At 58.4% G+C, this 23,538-nt stretch carries 19 protein-coding genes and 2 tRNA genes; 20 read left to right on the forward strand and 1 reads right to left on the reverse strand.

From position 1 onward, the window contains the following. The first annotated feature begins 103 nt into the window (after window positions 1-103). From ADG881_RS13145 to greA, 5 genes are all read left to right on the forward strand, one after another. A complete protein-coding gene (locus ADG881_RS13145; protein WP_039926783.1) occupies window positions 104-1,264 on the forward strand; it encodes a hypothetical protein in 1,161 nt (386 codons plus the stop codon). A gap of 112 nt (window positions 1,265-1,376) precedes the next feature. Beyond that, a complete protein-coding gene (dapB, locus tag ADG881_RS13150) occupies window positions 1,377-2,204 on the forward strand; it encodes a 4-hydroxy-tetrahydrodipicolinate reductase (protein WP_007148622.1) in 828 nt (275 codons plus the stop codon). 207 nt (window positions 2,205-2,411) lie between these two features. Then, on the forward strand, window positions 2,412-3,536 hold the full coding sequence (gene carA / locus ADG881_RS13155; RefSeq protein WP_007149342.1) for a glutamine-hydrolyzing carbamoyl-phosphate synthase small subunit: 1,125 nt from the start codon (window positions 2,412-2,414) through the stop codon (window positions 3,534-3,536). A 69-nt stretch (window positions 3,537-3,605) separates the two neighbouring features. Beyond that, window positions 3,606-6,824 (forward strand): carbamoyl-phosphate synthase large subunit, encoded by a 3,219-nt coding sequence (gene carB, locus ADG881_RS13160; RefSeq protein WP_007148741.1) that lies wholly within the window; start codon window positions 3,606-3,608, stop codon window positions 6,822-6,824. 92 nt (window positions 6,825-6,916) lie between these two features. Continuing rightward, window positions 6,917-7,393, forward strand: coding sequence for a transcription elongation factor GreA (gene greA / locus ADG881_RS13165; RefSeq protein ID WP_039926785.1), 477 nt, complete (start codon window positions 6,917-6,919; stop codon window positions 7,391-7,393). Window positions 7,394-7,493: 100 nt separating this feature from the next. On the opposite strand, the gene ADG881_RS13170 is transcribed toward greA, so the two are convergent. Next, window positions 7,494-7,808: a YhbY family RNA-binding protein gene (locus ADG881_RS13170; protein ID WP_007151514.1), complete on the reverse strand. Its 315-nt coding sequence runs from the start codon at window positions 7,806-7,808 to the stop codon at window positions 7,494-7,496. Window positions 7,809-7,954: 146 nt separating this feature from the next. On the opposite strand from ADG881_RS13170, the gene rlmE reads away from it, so the two are divergent. From rlmE to pnp, 15 genes are all read left to right on the forward strand, one after another. Then, window positions 7,955-8,581, forward strand: coding sequence for a 23S rRNA (uridine(2552)-2'-O)-methyltransferase RlmE (gene rlmE, locus ADG881_RS13175; protein WP_007149033.1), 627 nt, complete (start codon window positions 7,955-7,957; stop codon window positions 8,579-8,581). Window positions 8,582-8,714: 133 nt separating this feature from the next. After that, on the forward strand, window positions 8,715-10,628 hold the full coding sequence (gene ftsH, locus ADG881_RS13180; RefSeq protein ID WP_007149868.1) for an ATP-dependent zinc metalloprotease FtsH: 1,914 nt from the start codon (window positions 8,715-8,717) through the stop codon (window positions 10,626-10,628). Window positions 10,629-10,634: 6 nt separating this feature from the next. Then, complete coding sequence (folP, locus tag ADG881_RS13185) at window positions 10,635-11,498, forward strand: dihydropteroate synthase (RefSeq protein ID WP_083787484.1); 864 nt, start codon at window positions 10,635-10,637, stop codon at window positions 11,496-11,498. Then, window positions 11,495-12,829, forward strand: coding sequence for a phosphoglucosamine mutase (glmM, locus tag ADG881_RS13190; protein ID WP_007150530.1), 1,335 nt, complete (start codon window positions 11,495-11,497; stop codon window positions 12,827-12,829). The genes folP and glmM overlap by 4 nt, the downstream gene beginning before the upstream one ends. A gap of 54 nt (window positions 12,830-12,883) precedes the next feature. Next, complete coding sequence (gene tpiA / locus ADG881_RS13195; protein ID WP_007148924.1) at window positions 12,884-13,627, forward strand: triose-phosphate isomerase; 744 nt, start codon at window positions 12,884-12,886, stop codon at window positions 13,625-13,627. 11 nt (window positions 13,628-13,638) lie between these two features. Next, entirely contained in the window at window positions 13,639-14,082 is a 444-nt protein-coding gene (gene secG, locus ADG881_RS13200; protein ID WP_007148694.1) for a preprotein translocase subunit SecG, read from the forward strand. A 14-nt stretch (window positions 14,083-14,096) separates the two neighbouring features. Next, window positions 14,097-14,182, forward strand: a tRNA-Leu gene (locus tag ADG881_RS13205). Between the two features lie 210 nt (window positions 14,183-14,392). Further along, window positions 14,393-14,469: transfer RNA gene (locus ADG881_RS13210), tRNA-Met, on the forward strand. A gap of 189 nt (window positions 14,470-14,658) precedes the next feature. Beyond that, complete coding sequence (gene rimP, locus ADG881_RS13215; RefSeq protein ID WP_007149481.1) at window positions 14,659-15,114, forward strand: ribosome maturation factor RimP; 456 nt, start codon at window positions 14,659-14,661, stop codon at window positions 15,112-15,114. 40 nt (window positions 15,115-15,154) lie between these two features. Continuing rightward, complete coding sequence (nusA, locus tag ADG881_RS13220; protein ID WP_007149886.1) at window positions 15,155-16,663, forward strand: transcription termination factor NusA; 1,509 nt, start codon at window positions 15,155-15,157, stop codon at window positions 16,661-16,663. A 62-nt stretch (window positions 16,664-16,725) separates the two neighbouring features. Further along, window positions 16,726-19,428 (forward strand): translation initiation factor IF-2, encoded by a 2,703-nt coding sequence (gene infB / locus ADG881_RS13225; RefSeq protein ID WP_007150689.1) that lies wholly within the window; start codon window positions 16,726-16,728, stop codon window positions 19,426-19,428. 22 nt (window positions 19,429-19,450) lie between these two features. Beyond that, window positions 19,451-19,864 (forward strand): 30S ribosome-binding factor RbfA, encoded by a 414-nt coding sequence (gene rbfA / locus ADG881_RS13230; protein ID WP_007151594.1) that lies wholly within the window; start codon window positions 19,451-19,453, stop codon window positions 19,862-19,864. Window positions 19,865-19,878: 14 nt separating this feature from the next. Then, window positions 19,879-20,805 carry a tRNA pseudouridine(55) synthase TruB gene (gene truB / locus ADG881_RS13235; RefSeq protein WP_007150447.1) on the forward strand — a complete coding sequence of 309 codons (927 nt, stop codon included), beginning with the start codon at window positions 19,879-19,881 and terminating at the stop codon, window positions 20,803-20,805. Between the two features lie 81 nt (window positions 20,806-20,886). Next, window positions 20,887-21,156 carry a 30S ribosomal protein S15 gene (gene rpsO, locus ADG881_RS13240; RefSeq protein ID WP_007148581.1) on the forward strand — a complete coding sequence of 90 codons (270 nt, stop codon included), beginning with the start codon at window positions 20,887-20,889 and terminating at the stop codon, window positions 21,154-21,156. Between the two features lie 254 nt (window positions 21,157-21,410). Continuing rightward, on the forward strand, window positions 21,411-23,504 hold the full coding sequence (gene pnp / locus ADG881_RS13245; RefSeq protein WP_007149968.1) for a polyribonucleotide nucleotidyltransferase: 2,094 nt from the start codon (window positions 21,411-21,413) through the stop codon (window positions 23,502-23,504). The last annotated feature ends 34 nt before the right edge of the window (window positions 23,505-23,538 follow it).

Consider the following 23,538-nt stretch of genomic DNA (forward strand, 5'->3'; position numbering starts at 1 on the left):
GAAGTATGTGCTCAGCCAATAGTATGAAATTTGATCGCCTTCGTTGCCGCTGAAAGCTTGCCTGCGATATTGTGCATAAAAACAACAATAATCAGAGGCAATTATGAATTCACGGCGACTGGCGTGTGTGCTGGGGGCGGTGCTGTGTTGTGCTTCCGTGCCAGGGGTGGGCGCTCCGGTGGATCAGGCCTATGAGCGTGCCCGCGCTACCTTTTCCCAGAAGGCGCCGTTGGTGCCGAACCCGCAAGTGTTGCATGCCGACTGGCAGCCTGCGCCTTTTGACCCGGCGCCCTATACGTTCACGGTGGAAGAGATTCACGCCAACTGGGATCAGTTTATGCGTGGGCTGCGCCTGCCGTACCCCTCGGCTGATTACCTGCAGGCCCGCTATCAGCGCTTCCCGAATTTGTATCGGGATCTGCGTTATCAGGATGACGACTGGGAGCAGCATAGCCGCAATGTACTGGAGGTCTGGCAGGCCTTCTTCCGTGGCGATTTCCGTCAGGCCCGGGATCTTGGGCGTCGCTACGGCGGCTACGCCCGGGTGCCGGCGGTGGTGGCGCAAATTGTGTATGCCACCTATCTGGCGCCCACCCATGAGCAGAAGCAGCAGCTGTTGCAGGAAGCCATCAATGACATGGCCTGGTTTGGTGAGAACATGGCGGTGTTGCCCGGTGACAAGGCGCTGACCGCGGATTACTGCATGATGCGGCTGGGGTTTGGCTATGCGGTGGCGCGGCTGGCAGAAGATGAGTCCGTGCCGGCCACCTTGCAACGCAATTACGCCGCCATGGTGATCAATGCGGCCACGGAAATGCTGGCGGTGGCGCCGGATCACCCGTTGGCGTTGTCGTTGAGTGCGGCGTTTGAGGCCAACGTGCTGCGCCGGGTGGGAAAAACGGCGGGCAAACTGACGCTGGCGGCGGACAGTAATGATGCCATTCAGCCGTTCGAGACCGCACTCAGGAAAGAAAAGAATCTGGCGATTGTTCGCTATGAGTACGCTAACAGTCTGCTTTATACCTATCAGGAAGAGGCGCTGAAACCAGCGTTGGCCCAGTTGCAGGTGGCGGCACAGTTGCCTGCCGGCTTTTCCATGGAGTGGCTCGACCGCGCCTATGCCCGCAAGCGGTTACAGGAGGTGTTGGCCTGGCGTGATAGCGGCATGAGCTTCAAGCGCTTCGACCGAAAGCGGCGCAAGTTTATGCTCAAGGAAAACGCCAATCTCTACGCGGTGACGCTGCCGCCCTTTCTGGTAGAATAAGCCGCTTGATGCCGGACGCCAGAGGCTTGGCGCTTTGCCCGTTCCCGTTTTGGGGCGGGTGGGGCGTGAGGCCTCTGGCGTTCGCCGTCCCGCTTTTAATCAAGGAGACACCATGAAAGTAGGTATTATCGGCGCCGCCGGTCGCATGGGCCGTATTCTGATCGAGGCGACGCTGGCCAACCCGGATACGACGCTGGCGGCGGCGGTGGATGTGCCCGGCTCCAGTTTGATCGGTGCGGATGCTGGTGAGCTGGTGGGCCAGGGCAGTAGTGGTGTGTTGCTGGCGGATGATTTGAGCAAGGTGGTGAACGATGCGGATGTGTTCATCGACTTCACCGTGCCGGAAGCCACGGTAAAGAATCTTGAGGTCTGCCGTGCGGCGGGCACCAAGCTGGTGATCGGCACCACCGGGCTGGATGATGCCCAGAAAGCGGCCCTGCGCGCCGCCAGTGACGATATCGCCATCTGTTTTGCGCCGAATTATTCCATCGGGGTGAACCTGTGCTTCAAGCTGCTGGAAACCGCGGCCCAGATCATGGGTGATGAAGTGGATATCGAAGTGATTGAAGCCCACCATCGGCACAAGATCGATGCGCCGTCTGGCACGGCGTTGCGCATGGGGGAAGTGGTGGCCCAGACCCTGGGGCGTGACCTGAACGAGTGTGCTGTGTACGGCCGCGAAGGTCGCACCGGCGAGCGTGAGCGCCACACCATCGGTTTCGAGACCATTCGCGCCGGCGATATCGTGGGCGACCACACGGTGATGTTCGCGGCGGAAGGTGAGCGGGTGGAAATTACCCACAAGGCCTCCAGCCGTATGTCGTTCGGCCGTGGCGCGGTGCGGGCGGCAGCTTGGCTGGGCAGCCATGACAAGGGCCTGTTCGACATGCAGGATGTGCTCGGCCTGGCCGGGGAAAGCGCCGGTTGGGGCAAGGCCTAGCCGCCTGCCAGGCCTGCCACTGGTCTATCGGCGGGATTGCCGCGTGACAGCGGGGCCACAAAGCCCTAAAATAGCGCGCAGCCCGTGATGGGCGTGCGGGGCGCCGAATGAAGAATTTAGAAAAAGCGAGGTGGAGGAATCCATCTCGCTTTTTTGCGAGCGCACCCGCCGCAGATCTCCCTATTCCCTATCAGCCTGGAGGTTGCGTTGACGGTTCCCGCCATTCTCGCTCTTGAAGACGGAAGCATCTTTCGGGGTGTTGCAATCGGTGCCACGGGTGAAACCGTGGGTGAGGTGGTGTTTAACACCGCCATGACTGGCTATCAGGAGATCCTGACGGATCCTTCCTATGCCAAACAGATTGTAACCCTTACCTATCCGCATATTGGTAACACTGGCGTCACTGCCGAGGACGAAGAGTCCTCCCGAATCTGGGCCTCGGGCCTGGTGATTCGTGATCTGGCCATGACAGTGAGCAACTGGCGTAGTGAGCAAACTCTTCCGGACTACCTGCGTGAGCGCAACATCGTTGCCATCGCCGATATCGACACTCGCCGCCTGACACGCATTTTGCGTGACAAGGGTGCCCAGAATGGTTGCATTCTGGCCGGCGACAATGTGGATGAAGCACAGGCGCTGGCGGCGGCCAAGGGGTTCCCCGGCCTGAAAGGCATGGACCTGGCGAAGGAAGTGAGTGTTGCCGAGTCCTACAGCTGGACCGAGTCCACCTGGGATCTTGAGAAAGGTCACACCGAGCAGGGCGAGACCCGCTTCCATGTGGTGGCCTACGACTACGGCGTCAAGCGCAACATCCTGCGCATGCTGGCCGAGCGTGGCTGCAAGCTCACCGTGGTGCCGGCCCAGACGCCCGCGTCCGAGGTGCTGGCCATGAAGCCGGACGGTGTCTTCCTGTCCAACGGCCCTGGTGACCCGGAGCCTTGCGACTATGCCATTGCCGCGATCCAGGAGATCGTTGCCACCGGGTTGCCGGTGTTCGGTATCTGCCTGGGCCATCAATTGCTGGCACTGGCCAGTGGCGCCAAGTCCATGAAAATGGCCACGGGCCACCACGGCGCCAACCACCCGGTGAAAACCCTGGCGGATGACACGGTGATGATCACCAGCCAGAACCACGGTTTTGCGGTGGATATCGATACCTTGCCGGACAACCTGAAAGTGACCCATGTGTCACTGTTCGACGGCACCTTGCAGGGCATCGAGCGCACCGATGTGCCGGCCTTCAGCTTCCAGGGGCACCCGGAAGCGAGCCCGGGGCCGCGTGACTGCGCGCCGCTGTTCGATCATTTCATCGAGCTCATGCAAGCAAAATAAGCGTCCGACGTCCGACGTTCCACGTCTGACGCCCTGGCAATTGAAATTAACGTCTGACGGTTAGTGACTATGCCGAAAAGAAGTGATTTAAAAAGCATCCTCATTATTGGCGCTGGCCCGATTGTGATCGGCCAGGCCTGTGAGTTTGACTACTCCGGTGCGCAGGCGTGTAAGGCGCTGCGGGAAGAGGGTTTCCGGGTCATCCTGGTGAACTCCAACCCGGCCACCATCATGACCGACCCGGCCATGGCGGATGCGACCTACATCGAGCCGATTACCTGGCAGACCGTGGCCAAGATCATCGAGAAGGAGCGCCCGGACGCGCTGCTGCCCACCATGGGTGGCCAGACCGCACTAAACTGTGCCCTGGACCTGGATCACAACGGTGTGCTGAAAGAGTTTGGCGTGGAAATGATTGGCGCCACCGAGGATGCCATCGACAAGGCGGAAGATCGCTCCCGCTTCGACAAGGCCATGAAAGCCATCGGCCTGGAATGTCCGCGTTCCGCCATTGCCCATAACATGGAAGAAGCCAGCGCGGCCCTGGAAGAGCTGGGTTTTCCCTGCATTATCCGCCCCAGTTTCACCATGGGTGGCTCCGGCGGGGGTGTTGCGTATAACCGGGAAGAATTCGAGGAAATCTGCCAGCGTGGTCTGGACCTGTCGCCCACCAACGAGCTGTTGATCGACGAGTCCCTGCTGGGCTGGAAAGAGTACGAGATGGAAGTGGTCCGTGACAAAAAGGACAACTGCATCATCGTCTGTTCCATCGAGAACTTTGACCCCATGGGCGTGCATACCGGTGACTCCATCACCGTGGCGCCGGCGCAGACGCTCACCGATAAAGAGCTGCAGATCATGCGTGACGCCTCTCTGGCGGTGCTGCGTGAAATTGGCGTGGAAACCGGTGGTTCCAACGTGCAGTTCGGCATCAACCCGGACAACGGTCGCATGGTAGTGATCGAGATGAACCCGCGGGTGAGTCGTTCCTCTGCGCTGGCCTCCAAGGCCACCGGCTTCCCGATCGCCAAGGTGGCCGCCAAGCTGGCGGTGGGTTACACCTTGGATGAGTTGCAGAACGAGATCACCGGCGGCAAGACCCCGGCTTCCTTCGAGCCATCCATCGATTACGTGGTTACCAAGATTCCGCGCTTCAACTTCGAGAAGTTTGCCGAAGCGGATGCGGTGCTGACCACCCAGATGAAGTCCGTGGGTGAAGTGATGGCCATCGGCCGTAACTTCCAGGAATCCGTACAGAAAGCACTGCGTGGTCTGGAAACCGAGTCCATCGGTTTTGATCCCCATGTGGACCCGGCGGCGCCGGATGCCCGTGAACAGGTGGCGCAGTTGCTGTCCACGCCGGGCCCGGAGCGCATCTGGATCGTTGGCGATGCGTTCCGTGTCGGTATGACCGTGGACGACGTGTTCAACATCACCAAGATCGATCGCTGGTACCTGGTACAGATCGAAGATCTGATTCGTGCCGAGCAGCAGCTGGCCGACAGCACTTTCAGCGGTCTGACCCGCGACAGCCTGTATGCGCTCAAGCGCAAGGGCTTTTCCGATGCCCGCCTGGCGCAGTTGCTGGGGGTGAAGGAAGCGGACGTACGTGGCAAGCGTGAAGAGCTGGGTGTGCTGCCGATCTACAAGCGGGTGGATACCTGTGCGGCGGAATTCGCCACGGATACGGCCTACATGTACTCCAGCTACGATGAAGAGTGTGAGGCCAATCCCACCGACCGTGACAAGATCATGGTCATCGGTGGTGGCCCCAACCGGATCGGTCAGGGTATCGAGTTCGATTACTGCTGTGTGCACGCGGCGTTTGCCATGAAGGACGACGGTTACGAAGCCATCATGGTCAACTGTAACCCGGAAACCGTGTCCACCGATTACGATACCTCCGATCGCCTGTACTTCGAGCCGATTACGCTGGAAGACGTGCTGGCCATCGTGGCGAAAGAAAAACCCAAGGGTGTGATCGTCCAGTACGGCGGGCAGACTCCGTTGAAGTTGGCCCGTGCCCTGCAGGCTGCCGGCGTGCCCATTATTGGCACCCCGCCGGATGCCATCGATGAAGCGGAAGATCGCGAACGCTTCCAGCAGATGGTCAACAAGCTTGGCCTGAAGCAGCCACCCAACCGCACCGCCCGTTCCATGGAAGACGGTGTGCGTCTGGCGGAAGAAATCGGTTATCCGCTGGTGGTGCGTCCTTCCTATGTGTTGGGTGGTCGCGCCATGGAAATCGTGTACAGCGAAGCGGAACTGCGTAATTACATGATGAATGCGGTATCGGTTTCTAACGATTCCCCGGTGCTGCTGGATCGCTTCCTGGACGATGCCATCGAAGTGGATGTGGATGCGGTCTGTGACGGTACCGATGTGGTTATCGGTGGCATCATGCAGCACATCGAACAGGCCGGCGTGCACTCCGGTGACTCTGCCTGCTCCCTGCCGCCGTACTCGCTGGATGACGATGTCCAGGACGTGATGCGTCAGCAGGCTGCCGATATGGCGCTGGAGCTGGGTGTGGTCGGTTTGATGAATGTGCAGTTCGCCGTGAAAAGCGGTGAGGTGTATGTGCTGGAAGTGAATCCGCGCGCCTCCCGGACAGTGCCGTATGTGTCCAAGTGCATTGGCGTGTCCTTGGCGAAAGTGGCTGCCCGTTGTATGGCTGGCACCAGCCTCAAGGAACAAGGCTTCACCAAAGAGGTCAAACCGCAGCACTATTTCGTGAAAGAAGCGGTGTTCCCGTTCGCCAAGTTCCCGAAAGTCGATCCGATCCTGGGCCCGGAAATGAAGTCTACCGGGGAAGTCATGGGTGTCGGTGCGACCTTCGCGGAAGCCTTTGGCAAGGCGTCGCTGGGCGCTGGAGAAAAGTTGCCGGAAACCGGCACAGCCTTTATTTCCGTGCGCGAAGTGGACAAGCCGGCGTCTGTGGAAGTGGCTCGCATGTTGATCGAGCGCGGCTTCAGCCTGGTTGCCACCAAAGGCACCGCCAAGGTGCTGGGTGAGGCTGGTCTTGAGGTGAAGGTGGTGAACAAGGTGCTGGAAGGGCGTCCGCATATTGTGGACATGATCAAGAACGACCAGATCGCCCTGATCGTGAACACCACTGAAGGCAAGCAGGCGACCCGTGATTCGTTCGCGATTCGTCGCTCGGCGCTGCAGCACAAGGTGTTCTACACCACTACCATCGCGGCCGCCCATGCGGTGTGTCAGGCGCTGGGGATCAGTGGTGAGCCCACGGTTCGTCGCTTGCAGGACCTGCACGCAGAAATGAAATAAATCGTCGTCGGGAGCGCTCGGAGCAGAGTGCTCCGGGCGGTTCCGTTAACAGCGCCTGTTATTTGCGCCTGTTAAAAGATACGAGGATAACTATGCAACGTGTACCGATGACCGCCAAGGGCGCCAAAGCCCTGCGCGAGGAACTGGAAAAACTGAAAAAAGAAGATCGCCCGCGTATTTCTGCTGCGATTGCAGAGGCCCGTGAGCACGGTGACTTGAAAGAAAATGCCGAGTATCACGCTGCCCGCGAACAGCAGGGGTTTTGTGAAGGCCGCATTGGGGATATCGAAGGCAAGCTTTCCAATGCGCAGATCATCGATATTCAGACTATCGAAAATACCGGCAAGGTGATTTTCGGTGTGACCGTGACCATCATTGATGTGGATACGGACGAAACCAAGGTCTACCAGATCGTGGGTGACGACGAAGCCAACATCAAGGAAGGCAAGCTGAGTGTGAACTCACCGATTGCCCGCGGTTTGATTGGCCGTGAAGAAGGCGATGTGGTGCAGATCGATACTCCCGGTGGTACCCGTGAGTACGAAGTCGATCAGGTGGAGCACATCTAGGCGCTTGATGCCCGATGCATGACGCCAGACGACAATAAAAAGGCGGCGTGATAACACGCCGCCTTTTTTGCTTTTAGCATCCTGCGTCGGGCCTTGGGCGTCAGGCATTCTGATAACGCAGGATATTCGACAGTTTGGCGCTGGGCTTTTGGGCCGGGCGGTAGAGCAGGGCGATGTTGCCGATGCGCTGGATCAGCTCGGCGCTGCCTTTCTCGGTCAAGGCTTGCACAATGGCGGCGCGGTCGTCGCGGGTTTCTGCGTTGACCTTCACCTTGATCAACTCGTGATCTTCCAGGCGCAGGTTGAGCTCTTCCACGAAGTTGTCGCTGAGTCCCTTGTCGCCAAAGATCAGAACGGGTTTCAGGTGGTGACCAATACGGCGTAACCGTTTGATGTCCTGGGTAGATAGCGGCACGGTGTAGCTCCAGAAAGGGTTGCTGTGCGCGTATTCTACGTATTACCCGGCCGAAAAGCAGCCGTCATGTGGGTTGGTCATGCGGGTTTGCCAGTGCGCGTTGCCTGCGCACATAGAGAGTACAGAGAATTCAGGAGAGAGGGGCCATGGCGAAGTCCAGCCGTTCCAAGACCAGCAAGGCCTGGTTAAAAGAACATTTCAACGACCCGTGGGTGGCCAAGGCCCAGGAGCAGGGCTACCGCTCCCGGGCCAGTTTCAAGCTGCTGGAAATGCATGAAAAGGACCGCTTGTTCCGCCCGGGAATGACGGTGCTGGATCTTGGCGCCGCGCCGGGGGGCTGGAGCCAGGTGGCGGGCCAGCTGATTGGCGGCAAGGGGACGGTCATTGCCAGTGACATCCTTGCCATGGATGCCCTGCCGGATGTGACCTTCATTGAGGGGGATTTCCGTGAGGATGCCATCTACGAGCAAATTCTTGCTTCTCTGGGGGATCGGCGGGCAGACCTTGTAATGTCCGACATGGCCCCCAATATGAGTGGTAATAGCGCGGTGGATCAGCCGCGGGCCATGTATCTGGCAGAGTTGGCGCTGGATATGGCTGAGCGGGTGCTGGAACCGGATGGCCTGTTTCTGGTCAAGGTATTCCAGGGTGAGGGGTTTGAAGACTACCGCAAGGCGCTGCAAAGCCGTTTCAAACGCGTGGTCAGCCGCAAGCCGGCGGCAAGCCGGGCTCGCTCCACAGAGGTCTATCAGTTGGGTTTTGGCCTGAAATAGGCGGTGAAAAGCCGTAAAATGGCTATATTCCTGTCCGAACCGGCATTACGTTGCTTCTGGCAAATGGTGTAAGGTGTAAGTTCGTTAGTGTGCGCGTGAGCGCCCGGATTAATCGAGGTCTCCCTTGAACGACATGACCAAGAATATTGTGCTGTGGCTGGTGATTGCCGGCGTCCTGTACGTGGTGGCATCCAGTCTCAGTACCCAGCCTGCAACCACCGATGTGCCCTATTCCACCTTTATTTCACGGGTAGAAGACGGCAAGGTGCAGGAAGCGAAAATCGGCGAAAGCACGATTACCGGGACCTATTCGGATGGTGGCCAGTTCCGCACGGTGAAACCGCCGACCCTGGACACCAACCTGATGCCCACCCTGATTCAGAACGACGTCAATGTGGTGGGGCTGGAGCCTCAGCGTCAGGGTTTCCTGACCCAGTTGTTCCTGTCCGTACTACCGATTCTGTTGATTCTGGCCATCTTTATTTTCTTTATGCGCCAGATGCAGGGCGGCGGTCGTGGCGGCGGTGGCCCCATGACGTTCGGCAAGTCCAAAGCCAAACTGCTGGGTGAAGACCAGATCAAGACTACCTTTGCTGATGTAGCAGGGGTGGAAGAAGCCAAGGAAGAAGTGCAGGAGCTGGTTGAGTTTCTGCGTGATCCGGCCAAATTTCAGCGTCTGGGTGGCAAGATCCCCCGCGGCGTGCTGATGGTCGGTTCGCCCGGTACCGGTAAAACCCTGCTGGCCAAGGCCATTGCGGGTGAGGCCAAGGTGCCGTTCTTCAGTATTTCCGGTTCTGACTTTGTGGAGATGTTTGTGGGTGTTGGCGCTAGCCGGGTCCGCGACATGTTCGAGCAGGCCAAGAAGCATTCTCCGTGCATCATCTTTATTGACGAGATTGATGCGGTGGGTCGCTCCCGTGGTGCCGGTGTCGGTGGCGGTCACGATGAGCGTGAGCAGACACTCAACCAGTTGCTGGTGGAAATGGACGGTTTTGATGGCAACGAAGGCATCATCGTCATTGCCGCGACGAACCGTCCGGACGTGCTGGACCCGGCGCTGCTGCGTCCCGGCCGTTTCGACCGTCAGGTAACCGTGCCGCTGCCGGATATCCGTGGCCGTGAGCATGTACTCAAGGTGCACATGCGCCAGGTGCCGATTTCGGATGATGTGGAGCCTGCGTTGATTGCGCGGGGCACGCCTGGTTTCTCCGGTGCGGACCTGGCCAATCTGGTCAACGAAGCTGCATTGTTCGCCGCTCGCGCCAACAAGCGCATGGTGTCCATGGAAGAGTTCGAGAAAGCCAAGGACAAGATCCTGATGGGCGCCGAGCGTCGCTCCATGGTGATGAGCGAGAAAGAGAAGCTGAATACTGCGTATCACGAGGCGGGTCACGCCATTGTTGGTCGTTTGGTGCCCGAGCATGACCCAGTCTACAAGGTGAGCATCATTCCGCGCGGTCGTGCGCTGGGTGTGACCATGTATTTGCCGGAAGAAGATCGCTATTCCCAGTCCAAGCGCGGCTTGGAATCCTCCATCTGTTCGCTCTACGGTGGCCGTCTGGCCGAGGAAATGACGTTGGGCTTTGATGGTGTCACCACTGGTGCTTCCAACGATATCGAGCGTGCCACCAAGCTGGCCCGCGCCATGGTCACCAAGTGGGGCCTGAGCGAGAAATTGGGGCCGCTGGCCTACGAGGAAGAAGAGGGCGAGGTCTTCCTGGGCAAACAGATGTCTCAACGCAAGAGCATGTCCGAGCAGACCGCTGAAGAGATTGACCGTGAAGTGCGGGCGATCATCGACAGCTGCTATGGCCGTGCCAAGCAGATTCTCGAAGACAATCGCGATAAGCTCGATCTCATGGCGGACGCGTTGATGCAGTACGAAACTATCGACGCTAACCAGATCGAGGACATCATGGGCGGCCACAAGCCGCGGCCGCCGAAAGACTGGCGTGACCAGGGCCCGGGTAACGGTGCCGCCGCCTCTGGCGATGGCGATCAGCCGTCCGGTGACGACCCCATTGGTGGGCCTGCCAACACGCACTGATTCATGATGCATCCAACAACGCTTAGCTGTGGGGCGCGGACACTAAACCTGTCCGCGCCTGTCGTTATGGGGATCCTCAATGTGACCCCCGACTCCTTTTCCGATGGTGGTCGTTACACCGAGCGTGATGCGGCGCTGCGTCAGGCGGAGCAGATGCTGCGTGACGGCGCCGCGATTCTGGATGTGGGTGGCGAGTCCACTCGCCCGGGCGCGGCGGCCGTGTCCGAGCAGGAAGAACTGGACCGGGTGGTGCCCATTGTCGAGGCCTTGAGTAATGAGCTCGATGCGCTGGTGTCCGTGGATACCAGTACGGCGGCAGTGATCCGTGACAGCGCTGAGGCCGGCGCCGGCCTTATCAATGACGTGCGCTCCTTGCGTCGCCCCGGCGCGATGCAGGCAGCCGCCGCCAGTCAGCTCCCGGTTTGCCTGATGCATATGCTGGGCGAGCCCGGCAGCATGCAGGATAATCCCCGCTACGATGATGTGACTGCCGAGGTGGTGGCGTTTCTGCGTGAGCAGGTTGCCGCCTGTGAGCAGGCGGGGATTCCTCGCGAGCGGTTGTTGGTGGATCCGGGGTTTGGTTTCGCGAAAACCGTGCAGCACAATTTGCAGCTTATGCAGGAAATGGCTGAGTTGCAGGCGTTGGCGTTGCCGATTTTAATCGGTGTATCGCGTAAATCCCTGTTCGGTAAAGTGCTTGATCGGGATGTCAGTGAACGATTGCCCGGCAGCCTGGCGGCTGCCGTTATGTGTGTGGAGCGCGGCGCGATGATCGTGCGTGCCCACGATGTCAAAGAAACCGTGGATGTGGTGCGTTTTGCCCATGCGGTTAGGGAATCACAGAGAGAATCACAAAAGGAGCTGTCATGACGCGCAAATATTTCGGCACTGATGGGGTGCGCGGCACGGTGGGCGAGTTTCCCATTACCCCGGATTTTGTGCTCAAGCTGGGCTGGGCCGCGGGCAAGGTGCTGGCCGCGCGGGGCGGCAGCAAGATCTTGATCGGCAAGGACACCCGTATTTCCGGTTATATGTTCGAATCAGCCCTGGAAGCCGGTATTTCCGCGGCCGGGGTGGATGTGCGCCTGCTGGGGCCGTTGCCCACGCCGGGGATTGCCTATTTGACCCGTACCCTGTCGGCCCAGGCCGGTATCGTGATTTCTGCCTCCCACAATCCTTATACCGATAACGGCATCAAGTTTTTCGGGGCGGATGGCCGCAAGCTCAATGACGAGATCGAACTGGAAATTGAACGTCTTCTGGACGAAGAGATCTCCGTAGTGTCCACGGACCAGATCGGCAAGGTGCGCCGCATTGATGATGCCCGGGGGCGCTACATCGAGTTTTGCAAAAGCACAGTGCCGGGGCTGGATCTCAGCGGCATGAAAATTGTGGTGGATACCGCTAATGGCGCCGCTTATCACATCGCCCCGGACGTGTTTGAAGAGTTGGGCGCCACCGTGGTGCCCCTGGCCAACCAGCCCGACGGGTTCAATATTAATCGCGATTGCGGCTCCACCCATCCGGAAGCGCTGCAGCGCAGGGTGCTGGAAGAAAAGGCCGACCTGGGTGTGGCGCTGGACGGCGATGCAGACCGGCTGTTGATGGTGGATCATGCCGGCAAGCTGGTGGATGGTGACCAGCTGCTGTTCGTGGTGGCCCGTGACCGCAAGGATAATGGTGCGGACATGCCGGGTGTGGTCGGGACGCTTATGTCCAATTTTGGTCTGGAGCTGGCGCTGGAAGCCGAAGGTATCGAATTCGTGCGTGCCAAAGTGGGCGATCGGTACGTCATGGAGCAGCTGGACAAGCGCGGCTGGAGCATCGGCGGTGAGTCCTCGGGGCATCTGGTGTGCCTGGATTGCACCTCCACCGGGGATGGCACCGTGTCAGCCCTGCAGGTGTTGGCTGCCCTGTCCCGTCGCAAGCAGGGCCTGGCCGAGGCGGTGGCCGATGTGGCCATGCTGCCTCAGCAAATGATTAATGTGCGCGGGCCCAACCGGGATGGATTTATGCAGCACCCGGATGTGCAGGCGGCGATGGCCAGTGTCGAAGAGCGCCTGGCAGGCAACGGCCGTGTGCTCTTGCGGCCTTCCGGCACCGAGCCATTGGTGCGGGTGATGATAGAAGGTAAAGACGGCGATCAGGTGGCGGCGCTCTGCCGCGAGCTGGCCGATGTGGTTGAAAAAGCCATTGCGTGACCGCGGTTGCGGTGCGGCTGATTGGCGCAAGAAAAGACTTCAAGGAATCCAACAATGAAAAGAACCCCTCTGGTTGCCGGTAACTGGAAGATGAATGGCGGGCAATCTCTGGTGGCGTCCATGGCGACAGCCCTGGCGGAGTATCAGGGCGTGGCGGACGTGGTCGTCTGCCCGCCGTTTCCCTATCTGGCGTCTGCCCGCGAGCAGCTGCCGGCGGCCATCGGGCTTGGGGCGCAGAATGTCAGTGATCAGGCGGAGGGTGCCTTCACGGGTGAAGTGGCTGCGTCCATGTTGGCCGAAGCCGGTTGTGGCTATGTGATTATTGGGCATTCCGAGCGCCGGGCCTTGTATGCGGAAAGCGATGCACAAATTGCCGACAAATTTGCGCAGGTGCAGGCGGCGGGCCTGATTCCCGTCTTGTGTGTGGGAGAAACCCTGGCAGAGCGGGAAGCGGGCAACACGGATGCCGTGGTCTGCGGGCAGCTGCAGGCAGTGGTGGATGCCGTGGGCGTCGCGGCGTTTGCCCGGGCAGTGGTTGCCTATGAGCCAGTCTGGGCCATTGGTACAGGCAAGACAGCCAGCCCGGAACAGGCCCAGGCGGTGCATGCCCGTTTGCGCCAGTCTTTGGCAGAAAACGACCCGGATATCGCTCAATCGCTGCGGTTGCTTTACGGCGGCAGCGTAAAGGCGGATAATGCCGCCCTTCTATTTGCCCAGTCAGACATCGATGGGGGTCTGATCGGTGGGGCATCGTTAACAGCCGACAGCTTTATTGCGATCTGTCAGGCGGCGGAATAATTAGAGACGTTATGGATATTGTTGTTCATGTAGTGCACGTGCTGGCGGCCCTCGGGCTGGTTGGTCTGGTGCTGATTCAGCACGGCAAAGGCGCGGATGCCGGCGCCTCCTTTGGTGGCGGCGGTTCGCAGACGGTATTCGGGAGCGCCGGTTCGGCAAACTTCCTGACCCGTGCCACGGCGGTACTGGCGGCGGTCTTCTTCGTCACCAGCCTGGTGCTGGCCTGGATGGCGCGTCAGGAAGCGGATAGCACTCGCAGTTTCCTGCCGGAGCTGGAGACCGTTGAGCATCAGGATGTTCCTGTCGTTGACGAGCCTCAGTCCGACGTGCCCGCGGGCATGACGGAAGTGCCTGTGGCGCCAGAAGCCAATGAAGGGCAAAAAGAAGTTTCGGATGTACCTCAAGCTGAGGTAGAATCCCCGGCCCCGGCTGACGTGCCTCAGCCGGAGCAGTAAGTTAAGCGTTCTTTGCCGAAGTGGTGGAATTGGTAGACACGCTATCTTGAGGGGGTAGTGAGCTTCGCTCGTGCCGGTTCAAGTCCGGCCTTCGGCACCAATTAGGGAACGTTTTGCTGGTGAGTGTTGTCAGTGAAACGTGTGAGAAAGATCGGCGAATTGGCCGCTTTTTTTCAGGATCAGCCTTTGCGCTGGTCAGCATCAGGTTCTGTGGCTTTTCCTGATGCTAAGGCTTCGAAAAATAAATACTTTTTTCGATAATGCCTTGACAGAGTGAGCGCCTCTAAGTACTATTTGCGCTCGATTTTGATGCGGGGTGGAGCAGTCTGGTAGCTCGTCGGGCTCATAACCCGAAGGTCGTAGGTTCAAATCCTGCCCCCGCTACCACTTAGATGAACCAGAAAAACATCTCTGGTTCAAAGCGGACAAAAAGCCCCTCTAGCAGGGGCTTTTTGTTATCCGCAAACCGACCCGGTTAGTGGGAATGGGCGGTGGATACACGGTCGTTGTGCGGCAAAGCTGCAATCGCTGTGACATCCTCGGGCCCATTTTTTGTTTGTACCGTCGGAAAGTTTTATGTCAAAACGCACGGAACAATTAACGGAGCTGCTGGCTCCGGTAGTGGAAGATCTGGGCTTCGTGCTCTGGGGTGTTGAATACATCCAGGGGCGCGGGGCTGTTTTGCGTGTGTTTATTGACCATGCAGACGGTATCTCGGTAGATAATTGCGCGGCCGTGAGTCACGAAGTCAGCGGCGTGCTGGATGTGGAAGATCCGATTTCCGGTGAATATAACCTTGAGGTGTCTTCACCGGGCATGGATCGGCCCATGTTCGAAATTGCGCAGTATGTCGATTACATCGGTGAAGATGTCCAGCTCAAGCTGCTGGCGCCGGTAAGCGGCAAGCGCAAAATGACGGCGGCCATTGTGGCCGTGGATGGCGATACGCTGGTGGTTGAGCTGGATGGCGAAACCTTGCGTGTTCCTTACAGTCAGGTAGATCGTGCCCGGTTGCAGCCTCGCTTCGACTGAGCACGCCCTGAAGAACTTTAGTCTTTGTAAAGGCCTGGCCATGAACAAAGAGATCCTGCTGGTAGCGGAAACAGTATCAAACGAGAAAGGTGTAAGCCGGGACGTAATCTTCGAGGCCATTGAACTGGCACTCGCGGCGGCCACCAAGAAACGTTTCAAGCAAGAAGACGTAGAGATTCGTGTGGATATTGACCGGGTGTCCGGCAATGCCAAGAGCTTCCGTGTGTGGCACGTGGTGCCGGACGAGGAGCTCTACGAATTTGGCAAGCAGCTGACTCTGGATGAAGCGCACGAGCAGGATACGTCGCTGCAGATCGGTGATATCTGGGAAGAGGAAGTCGAATCCGAAGCCTTTGGTCGTATCGCTGCACAGACTGCCAAGCAGGTTATCGTACAGAAGGTACGTGAAGCCGAGCGCCGTCAGATTGTTGAAGAATACCGTGATCGCATCGGTGATCTGGTCAGTGGCACGGTGAAAAAAGCCAGCCGTGATTCCATTATTCTGGATCTCGGTGGCAATGCTGAAGCGCTGATTACCCGCGAGCACATGATCCCGCGTGAAGCCGTTCGCCAGAACGATCGCATTCGTGCCTATTTGTTGGGCGTGAATGAAGAGAACCGGGGCCCGCAGCTGTTCGCCAGCCGTGCTTGCCCGGACATGCTGATCGAATTGTTCAAGATTGAAGTGCCGGAGATCGGTGAAGAGCTGATCGAAATCAAGGGCGCTGCCCGTGACCCGGGGTCCCGCGCCAAGATTGCCGTGAAGACCAATGATCAGCGTATCGATCCGGTGGGTGCCTGTGTGGGCATGCGCGGCGCGCGTGTTCAAGCGGTGTCCAATGAGTTGGCCGGCGAGCGTATTGATATCGTCCTGTGGGACGACAACCCGGCGCAGCTGGTGATCAACGCCATGCAGCCGGCGGAAGTGGCCTCCATCGTAATGGATGAAGAAAGCCATTCCATGGATATCGCCGTGGAAGACGAATCTGCGCTGGCTCAGGCCATTGGTCGCAGCGGGCAGAACATTCGTCTGGCTTCCGAGCTGACCGGCTGGGAACTCAACGTCATGACTATTGATGACGCTGAAACCAAGCAGGAAGAAGAAGCGGAACAGGCCCTGCAGACGTTCATCAATGAGCTGGACGTGGACGAAGACGTGGCCGGTGTGCTGGTTGATGAAGGTTTCTCTACCCTCGAAGAAGTGGCCTATGTGCCTGAGGAAGAGATGCTGGCCATCGACGGATTTGATGAAGAGATCGTGGAGCTGTTGCGCCAGCGCGCCAAAGACGCGCTGCTGACCAAGGCTCTGGTCTCTGAAGAGAAGTTTGAACAGGCCGAGCCTGCGGAAGACCTTCTGAATATGGAAGGTATGGACCGTGAGCTGGCTGTTGAATTGGCTTCCCGTGGCATTGTCACGATGGAAGACCTCGCCGAACAGGCGGTGGATGACCTGCTGGAAATTGAAGGCCTGAGCGAAGAGCGTGCAGCCGAGTTGATCATGACTGCACGGGCGCCCTGGTTTGAAGGCGAAGACGAAGCCGGGGCATAACCGCCCCTTTTCAGGCTGATCAAGCAGGCACCATCAGAGACGGACAGGAGAGTGTTGCTGACATGGCAGAAACGACCGTAAAGAAACTGGCCGACATCGTAGGGACGCCCGTCGAGAAGCTGCTTACGCAGATGAAAGACGCAGGGTTGCCCCATGGCGATGCCAGCGAAGTGGTCTCCGATGAACAGAAGCAGCAGCTACTGGCGCATCTGCGCAAGTCTCATGGTGCCCAGGACGAAAGCAGTGGAAAGAAAATTACGCTGAAGCGTAAATCCACCAGCACCATCAAGACCACCGGCGCTGCCGGCAAGTCCAAGACCGTGAACGTGGAGGTGCGCAAGAAGCGTACCTACGTGAAACGCGATGTGCTGGAAGCGGAAGAGCGTGAAGAAGCAGAACGCCTGGCGGCTGAAGAAGCTGCGCGTGCTGCGGAAGAAGAGAAACGCGCGGCAGAAGAGGCCGCGAAACGTGCTGCGGATGATGAAGCGGCACGCTTGAAGGAAGACGAAGCCCGCGCCAAGGCTGAGCAGGAACGCAAGGCTGCCGGCGAAAAAGCGGCGGAAGAAAAGAGTAAGCGCGTTTCTGTGCCAAAGGTTTCTGCAACCAAGAAACCGGCCAAGGAAGAAACGCCGGAAGAAAAAGCCAAGCGCGAAGAAGCCGAGCGCAAGCAGCGTGAAGCTGACGAAGCCAAGCGCAAGCAGGAAGCGGAAGCTCGCAAGAAAGCGGAAGAAGAAGCGGCTCGCCGCACGGCTGAAGAAGCGGCCCGCATTGCGGCCGAGTTGGAACAGCGTGGCGAGCAGGAAGAGAAGAAGCCTGCTGCGGAAGACGAAAAGGACAAGGGTTCGTCCATCGTTAATGCTGCCCAGGAAGCCAGCTACCAGCGTGAAGAGCGTCAGTCTCGCCGTCGTCGTCGCAAGCCCAAGGTTGCGGGTGTTGTGCACGGCAAGATGAAGAGCTCCATGAACAAGCAGCATGGCTTTAAAACGCCGACGGAGAAGAAAATCTACGAAGTCGAAGTTCCAGATACTATTACTGTGACCGACCTGGCCCAGCGTATGAACGTCAAGGCCAAGTCGCTGATCAAGTCCCTGATGAAGATGGGCGAGATGGTCACGGTTAATCAGCCGATTGATCAGGAAACCGCCTTCCTGCTGGTGGAAGAAATGGGGCACAAACCCATTGCCAGCAAAGGGCAGGAAGAGCTGCTTGAAGATCATCTGGCCGCGGATCTGGTTACCCGTGACAGCGTGGATTCCGAGCACCGTGCGCCGGTTGTTACCATCATGGGCCACGTGGACCACGGTAAGACTTCCCTGCTGGACTATATCCGTAAAGCCAAGGTGGCAAGCGGTGAAGCGGGCGGCATTACCCAGCACATTGGTGCGTACCACGTTGAGCACGAGAAGGGCATGATTACCTTCCTCGATACTCCTGGTCACGCGGCCTTTACCGCCATGCGTGCCCGTGGTGCCAAAGCGACCGATATCGTGGTGATTGTGGTGGCGGCCGATGACGGCCTGATGCCGCAAACCGAAGAAGCGATCAACCACGCGAAAGCATCCGGTGCGCCGATCATTATTGCGGTCAACAAGATCGATAAAGAGCAGGCGGATCCTGATCGTGTGCGTAACGAGATGGCGACCAAGGATGTGATCCCGGAAGAGTGGGGTGGCGAGTACCAGTTCATCAATGTGTCGGCTCATACGGGCCAAGGCATCGATGACCTGCTGGATGCCATTCTGCTGCAATCTGAATTGCTGGAGCTGCAGGCTCAGGCGTCTGGTTCAGCCACCGGTGTGGTGATTGAATCCCGCATCGAGAAAGGTCGCGGTACCGTTGCATCCATTCTGGTTCAGGGTGGTGAGCTGCAGATCGGTGACATGCTGCTGGCCGGTGCCCACTTTGGCCGTGTGCGGGCGATGATCGATGAGAATGGTCAGCCAATCAAAAAAGCTGGCCCGTCTATTCCGCTGGAAGTGTTGGGCCTGAATGGCGCACCGGAAGCCGGTGAGCAAATCCAGGTTGTAACCGACGAGCGTAAGGCGCGGGAAGTGGCCGAGTTCCGTCAGGAACGTGACCGTGAGCTCAAGCTCAAGCGTCAACAGGCATCCAAGCTGGAAAACCTGTTTGAAAATATGGGCAGCGCAGAAACCAAAACCGTCAACATCGTGTTGAAGACCGATGTGCGTGGTTCACTGGAAGCGTTGACCAGTGCCCTGAATGATCTGGGCACTGATGAAGTGAAGGTAAATCTGGTCTCCAGCGGCGTGGGTGCGATCAACGAATCCGACGTCAACCTGGCCATGACCAGTGAAGGTGTGTTGCTGGGCTTTAACGTTCGTGCAGATTCCAAGGCCAAGAAAACCTGCGAGCAGGAAGGCATTGATCTGCGCTACTACAGCGTGATCTATGAGCTGATTGATGACGTGAAGCAGGCCATGAGTGGTTTGCTGGCGCCGGAAAAACGCGAAGAGATCCTTGGTGTGGCCCAGGTGCGCGACGTGTTCCGTTCTTCCAAGTTCGGTGCGGTTGCCGGTTGTATGGTGGTGGAAGGTACGCTGTACCGGAACCGTCCGATCCGCGTTCTGCGCGACGATGTAGTGGTCTTCGAAGGCGAGCTGGAATCCCTGCGTCGCTTCAAGGACGATGTGCCTGAAGTGCGTAACGGCATGGAGTGTGGCATCGCGGTGAAGAGCTACAACGACGTGAAAGAAGGCGACAAGATCGAAGTCTTCGAAGTGAAGGAGGTGGCGCGCTTCCTGTAAAGGAGTGTGCCCGAACCCTGCTATGAGCCGTCATCGCCGCCCCCAGGGCTTTAACCGCACGGACCGTATCGCCGACCAGATTCAGCGTGAACTGTCCCGGTTGCTGCAGTTTGAAATGAAAGACCCGCGGGTCAATCTGGCGACGATTCAGGATGTCACGGTTTCCCGCGATCTGTCCTATGCCGAGGTGTATTTCACCTTGCTGGGGCAGGGTGAGGAAGCCGGCGTGGAAGCCGAAGAAGCGCTGGTCAAGGCCAGCGGCTTCCTGCGCAGCAGCCTGGCGAAGAGCCTCAATACCCGCACCACGCCCAAATTGCGTTTCCATTACGACATGACCCCGGAGCGGGCGGCACATCTGTCGCAGTTGATTGATGATGCCCGTGCCGAAGACCGGGAGTTGCGTCCGGAAGACGACGAAACCGGAAACAACGAGTAACTCGGAGCTATCAGGTGGCAAAGCGTCGTCCCAGAGGCCGTGATCTCAACGGCATCCTGTTATTGGATAAATCGTCTGGCGTGAGCAGTAATGGCGCGCTGCAGATGGCCAAGAAAATGTTTGCCGCTGCCAAGGCCGGGCATACCGGTAGTCTGGATCCGCTGGCCACCGGCATGTTGCCGATTTGTTTTGGTGAAGCCACCAAGTTCAGCCAGTTTTTGCTGGAATCCGACAAGAGTTACCGGGTCACCGCCAAGCTGGGCGTGACTACGGAAACCGGTGACGCCGACGGCGATGTGGTGGAAACCACCGAGGTGAACGCGTCGCCAGACCAGATCGAGGCTGCTTTGTTGTCGTTCAAGGGCGACATCGAACAGATCCCCAGCATGTATTCGGCCATCAAGCACGAGGGTGTGCCGCTGTACAAGCTGGCCCGCGAGGGCAAGACCGTGGAGCGCAAGCCGCGCCCGGTGACCATTTACGACCTGCGAATTTTGCGCATCGATGGTGATGAAGTGGAATTCGAGGTGGATTGCTCCAAAGGCACCTATGTGCGCTCTTTGGTGGAAGATACCGGTGCGATATTGGGGTGCGGTGGCCATGTAACGGCGCTGCACCGTCTGTCGGCCGGGCCTTATCCGTCGGAGCGCATGCTGACTCTGGAGCAGCTGGGCAAGATCAAGGAAACCGGCGGCTTCGAGGCAATCGACGAGCTGCTCTTGCCTTTATCTACCAGCGTGGCAGACTGGCCGCGCGTTGAACTGGGTGACAATGCTGCTTATTACCTGCAGCAGGGGCAGCCAGTGATGGCCTCAGACCGCCCTCTGGACGGCTGGGTCAGCGTTTATCAGGCATCCAGTGGTGAATTTCTGGGTGTCGGAGAAGTATTGGAAGACGGGCGGATTGCCCCCCGTCGTCTGATCGCAGGCGGAGCCTCCTGAGGAGACTGGCCTGATTAATGACGGCAGCTATAAATATGCATGGCTGGCCGTGACCTTAATTGAGCATATTGGAGAAGCAACATGGCGTTAACCGTTGAACAGAAAGCTGAGATCCTGAAAGAGCATGGCCGCAAAGAGAACGACACCGGTTCCCCGGAAGTTCAGGTGGCTCTGTTGAGCGCCAACATCAATGGCCTGCAGGATCACTTCAAAGGCCACAAGAAGGATCACCACAGCCGTCGTGGTCTGATCCGCATGGTAAACCAGCGTCGTAAGCTGCTGGACTACCTGGCCAAGAAAGACCGCACCCGTTACCTCCAGCTGATCGAAAAGCTGGGTCTGCGTCGCTAACAGGCTGCAGATCGGGTAACCACAACAGAAGCTCGGCATTTGCCGGGCTTCTGTTGTTTTGGGGCAAGCAATAAGTCCCTTGCCTCAGACAGCACGGGATGCAGGGATGGGCCTGAGACTGTGGTGTTTCAGTGCCTGGGGCGCGATGCGTGATGCGTAGTGCGTTTCTGGTTATGATGCGCGAGCGGAAGAAGATTGTTTATTAGAGGCATGGGCCTCGAAGACTGTCGTGAAGAAGAGAGAAGAGACGAGATATGTTTAATAAAATCACCAAGCAAATTCAGTTTGGCCGTGACACCGTCACCCTGGAAACCGGGCAGATCGCCCGCCAGGCAACTGCCGCTGTCATGGTCCGTATCGGTGACACCGAAGTGCTGGTCACCGTAGTGGGCAGAAAAGAAGCCGATCCGAGCAAGAACTTCTTTCCCCTGACCGTTAACTATCAGGAAAAGACCTACGCAACCGGCCGTATTCCCGGTGGCTTTCTGAAGCGTGAAGGCCGTCCCAGCGAAAAAGAAACGCTGACCTGCCGTCTGATCGATCGCCCGATCCGCCCCCTGTTCCCCAATGGCTTCATGAATGAAGTGCAGGTTGTGGCCACAGTAATGTCTTCGGACAAGAACCGTGATCCGGATATCGCTGCCCTGATCGGTACTTCCGCTGCCCTGTCCATTTCCGGGATTCCGTTCAACGGCCCCATCGGCGCTGCCCGTGTGGGTTACAAGGATGGCATGTACATCCTGAACCCGAGCTACTCCGAACTGGCCGAGTCTGCGCTGGATCTGGTTGTGGCTGGCACCGAGCCTGCGGTACTGATGGTGGAATCGGAAGCGCAGGAGCTGTCTGAAGACCAGATGCTGGGCGCAGTATTGTTCGGTCATATGGAAATGCAGCCGCTGATCCAGGGCATCAAGGAATTCGCTGCCGAAGTGGGTACCGAGACCTGGGACTGGAAGCCGGCCGAGCAGAACGAGACCCTGAAAGCGGCCATCAAGGACAAGTTCGGCGCGGCACTGGGCGAGGCTTACACCATCACCGAGAAGATGGCCCGTTACGCCAAGGTCGGCGAGCTGCGCGAAGCCTGTGTGGCTGAGTTCGCCACCGGCGAAGAGGGTGCTCCGGAAGCCGGTGAAGTGAAAGAGCTGTTCGGCAAGATCGAAAAAAGCGTGGTACGTGAAGCCGTGGTATCCGGCAAGCCGCGTATCGATGGCCGTGCTCTGGATGCTGTCCGTGCAATTGATTGCCAGGTGGGCACCTTGGCCAAAACCCACGGTTCTGCGTTGTTCACCCGTGGTGAAACCCAGGCCATCGTGACGGCCACTCTGGGTGGCATGCGTGATGCCCAGTTCATCGATGCGCTGGAAGGCTCCCATCAGGACCACTTCATGCTGCAGTACAACTTCCCTCCGTACTGCGTGGGCGAAACCGGCTTCATCGGTTCCCCGAAGCGTCGTGAAATCGGCCACGGTCGTCTGGCGCGCCGTGGTGTGGAAGCGGTTGTGCCGAGCGTGCAGGACTTCCCGTACACGGTTCGTGTGGTCTCCGAGATTACCGAATCCAACGGCTCCTCTTCCATGGCGTCCGTGTGTGGTACTTCCATGGCGCTGATGGACGCGGGTGTTCCGCTGACCGCGCCGGTGGCGGGTATTGCCATGGGCCTGGTGAAGGAAGAAGACGGCCGTTTCGCGGTATTGTCCGATATCCTCGGTGACGAAGATCACCTCGGCGACATGGACTTCAAGGTGGCGGGCACCGCCCGTGGTGTCACTGCCCTGCAGATGGACATCAAGATCGAAGGCATCACCGAAGAGATCATGGAGAAGGCGCTGAACCAGGCGAATGCCGGCCGTCTGCATATCCTGGGTGAAATGAACAAGGCGATCTCCGAGTCTCGTTCCGAGGTGTCTGACAACGCGCCGACCCTGCTGACCCTGAAGATCAACCCGGACAAGATCCGTGATGTGATTGGTAAGGGTGGTGCGACCATTCGTGCGTTGACCGACGAAACCGGTTGTACCATCGATATCGAAGACGACGGTAGCGTGAAGATCTACGGCGAAACCCGTGAAAAAGCGGATGAAGCCGTGCGTCGTGTGGAAGAAATCACTGCTGAAGCTGAAGTGGGCGTGATCTACGAAGGCAAGGTAACCCGTGTCGTCGATTTCGGTGCATTCGTGGCGATCATGCCCGGTACCGAAGGCCTGCTGCACATTTCGCAGATTGCTGAAGAGCGCGTAGAGAAAGTGACTGACTACGTGAACGAAGGCGAGATCATCAAGGTGAAAGTCCTCGACGTGGATCAGCGTGGCCGTATCAAGCTGTCCATGAAGGAAGCGAAGGAAGATTAATCTCTCCCTTTGTGTTTCTGAAAAAGGGCCGGCA

It is taken from the genome of Alcanivorax sp. DG881, assembly GCF_000155615.1.
Lineage (GTDB): Bacteria > Pseudomonadota > Gammaproteobacteria > Pseudomonadales > Alcanivoracaceae > Alcanivorax.

Bases quoted from the DNA above. Each gene is read 5' to 3' on its own strand.
- nusA (WP_007149886.1), top strand. From the start codon at position 15,155: ATGAACAAAGAGATCCTGCTGGTAGCGGAAACAGTATCAAACGAGAAA.
- folP (WP_083787484.1), top strand. From the start codon at position 10,635: ATGCATCCAACAACGCTTAGCTGTGGGGCGCGGACACTAAACCTGTCC.
- rimP (WP_007149481.1), top strand. From the start codon at position 14,659: ATGTCAAAACGCACGGAACAATTAACGGAGCTGCTGGCTCCGGTAGTG.
- ftsH (WP_007149868.1), top strand. From the start codon at position 8,715: ATGACCAAGAATATTGTGCTGTGGCTGGTGATTGCCGGCGTCCTGTAC.
- infB (WP_007150689.1), top strand. From the start codon at position 16,726: ATGGCAGAAACGACCGTAAAGAAACTGGCCGACATCGTAGGGACGCCC.
- pnp (WP_007149968.1), top strand. From the start codon at position 21,411: ATGTTTAATAAAATCACCAAGCAAATTCAGTTTGGCCGTGACACCGTC.
- dapB (WP_007148622.1), top strand. From the start codon at position 1,377: ATGAAAGTAGGTATTATCGGCGCCGCCGGTCGCATGGGCCGTATTCTG.
- ADG881_RS13145 (WP_039926783.1), top strand. From the start codon at position 104: ATGAATTCACGGCGACTGGCGTGTGTGCTGGGGGCGGTGCTGTGTTGT.
- rlmE (WP_007149033.1), top strand. From the start codon at position 7,955: ATGGCGAAGTCCAGCCGTTCCAAGACCAGCAAGGCCTGGTTAAAAGAA.
- greA (WP_039926785.1), top strand. From the start codon at position 6,917: ATGCAACGTGTACCGATGACCGCCAAGGGCGCCAAAGCCCTGCGCGAG.
- glmM (WP_007150530.1), top strand. From the start codon at position 11,495: ATGACGCGCAAATATTTCGGCACTGATGGGGTGCGCGGCACGGTGGGC.
- secG (WP_007148694.1), top strand. From the start codon at position 13,639: ATGGATATTGTTGTTCATGTAGTGCACGTGCTGGCGGCCCTCGGGCTG.
- rpsO (WP_007148581.1), top strand. From the start codon at position 20,887: ATGGCGTTAACCGTTGAACAGAAAGCTGAGATCCTGAAAGAGCATGGC.
- carB (WP_007148741.1), top strand. From the start codon at position 3,606: ATGCCGAAAAGAAGTGATTTAAAAAGCATCCTCATTATTGGCGCTGGC.
- rbfA (WP_007151594.1), top strand. From the start codon at position 19,451: ATGAGCCGTCATCGCCGCCCCCAGGGCTTTAACCGCACGGACCGTATC.
- tpiA (WP_007148924.1), top strand. From the start codon at position 12,884: ATGAAAAGAACCCCTCTGGTTGCCGGTAACTGGAAGATGAATGGCGGG.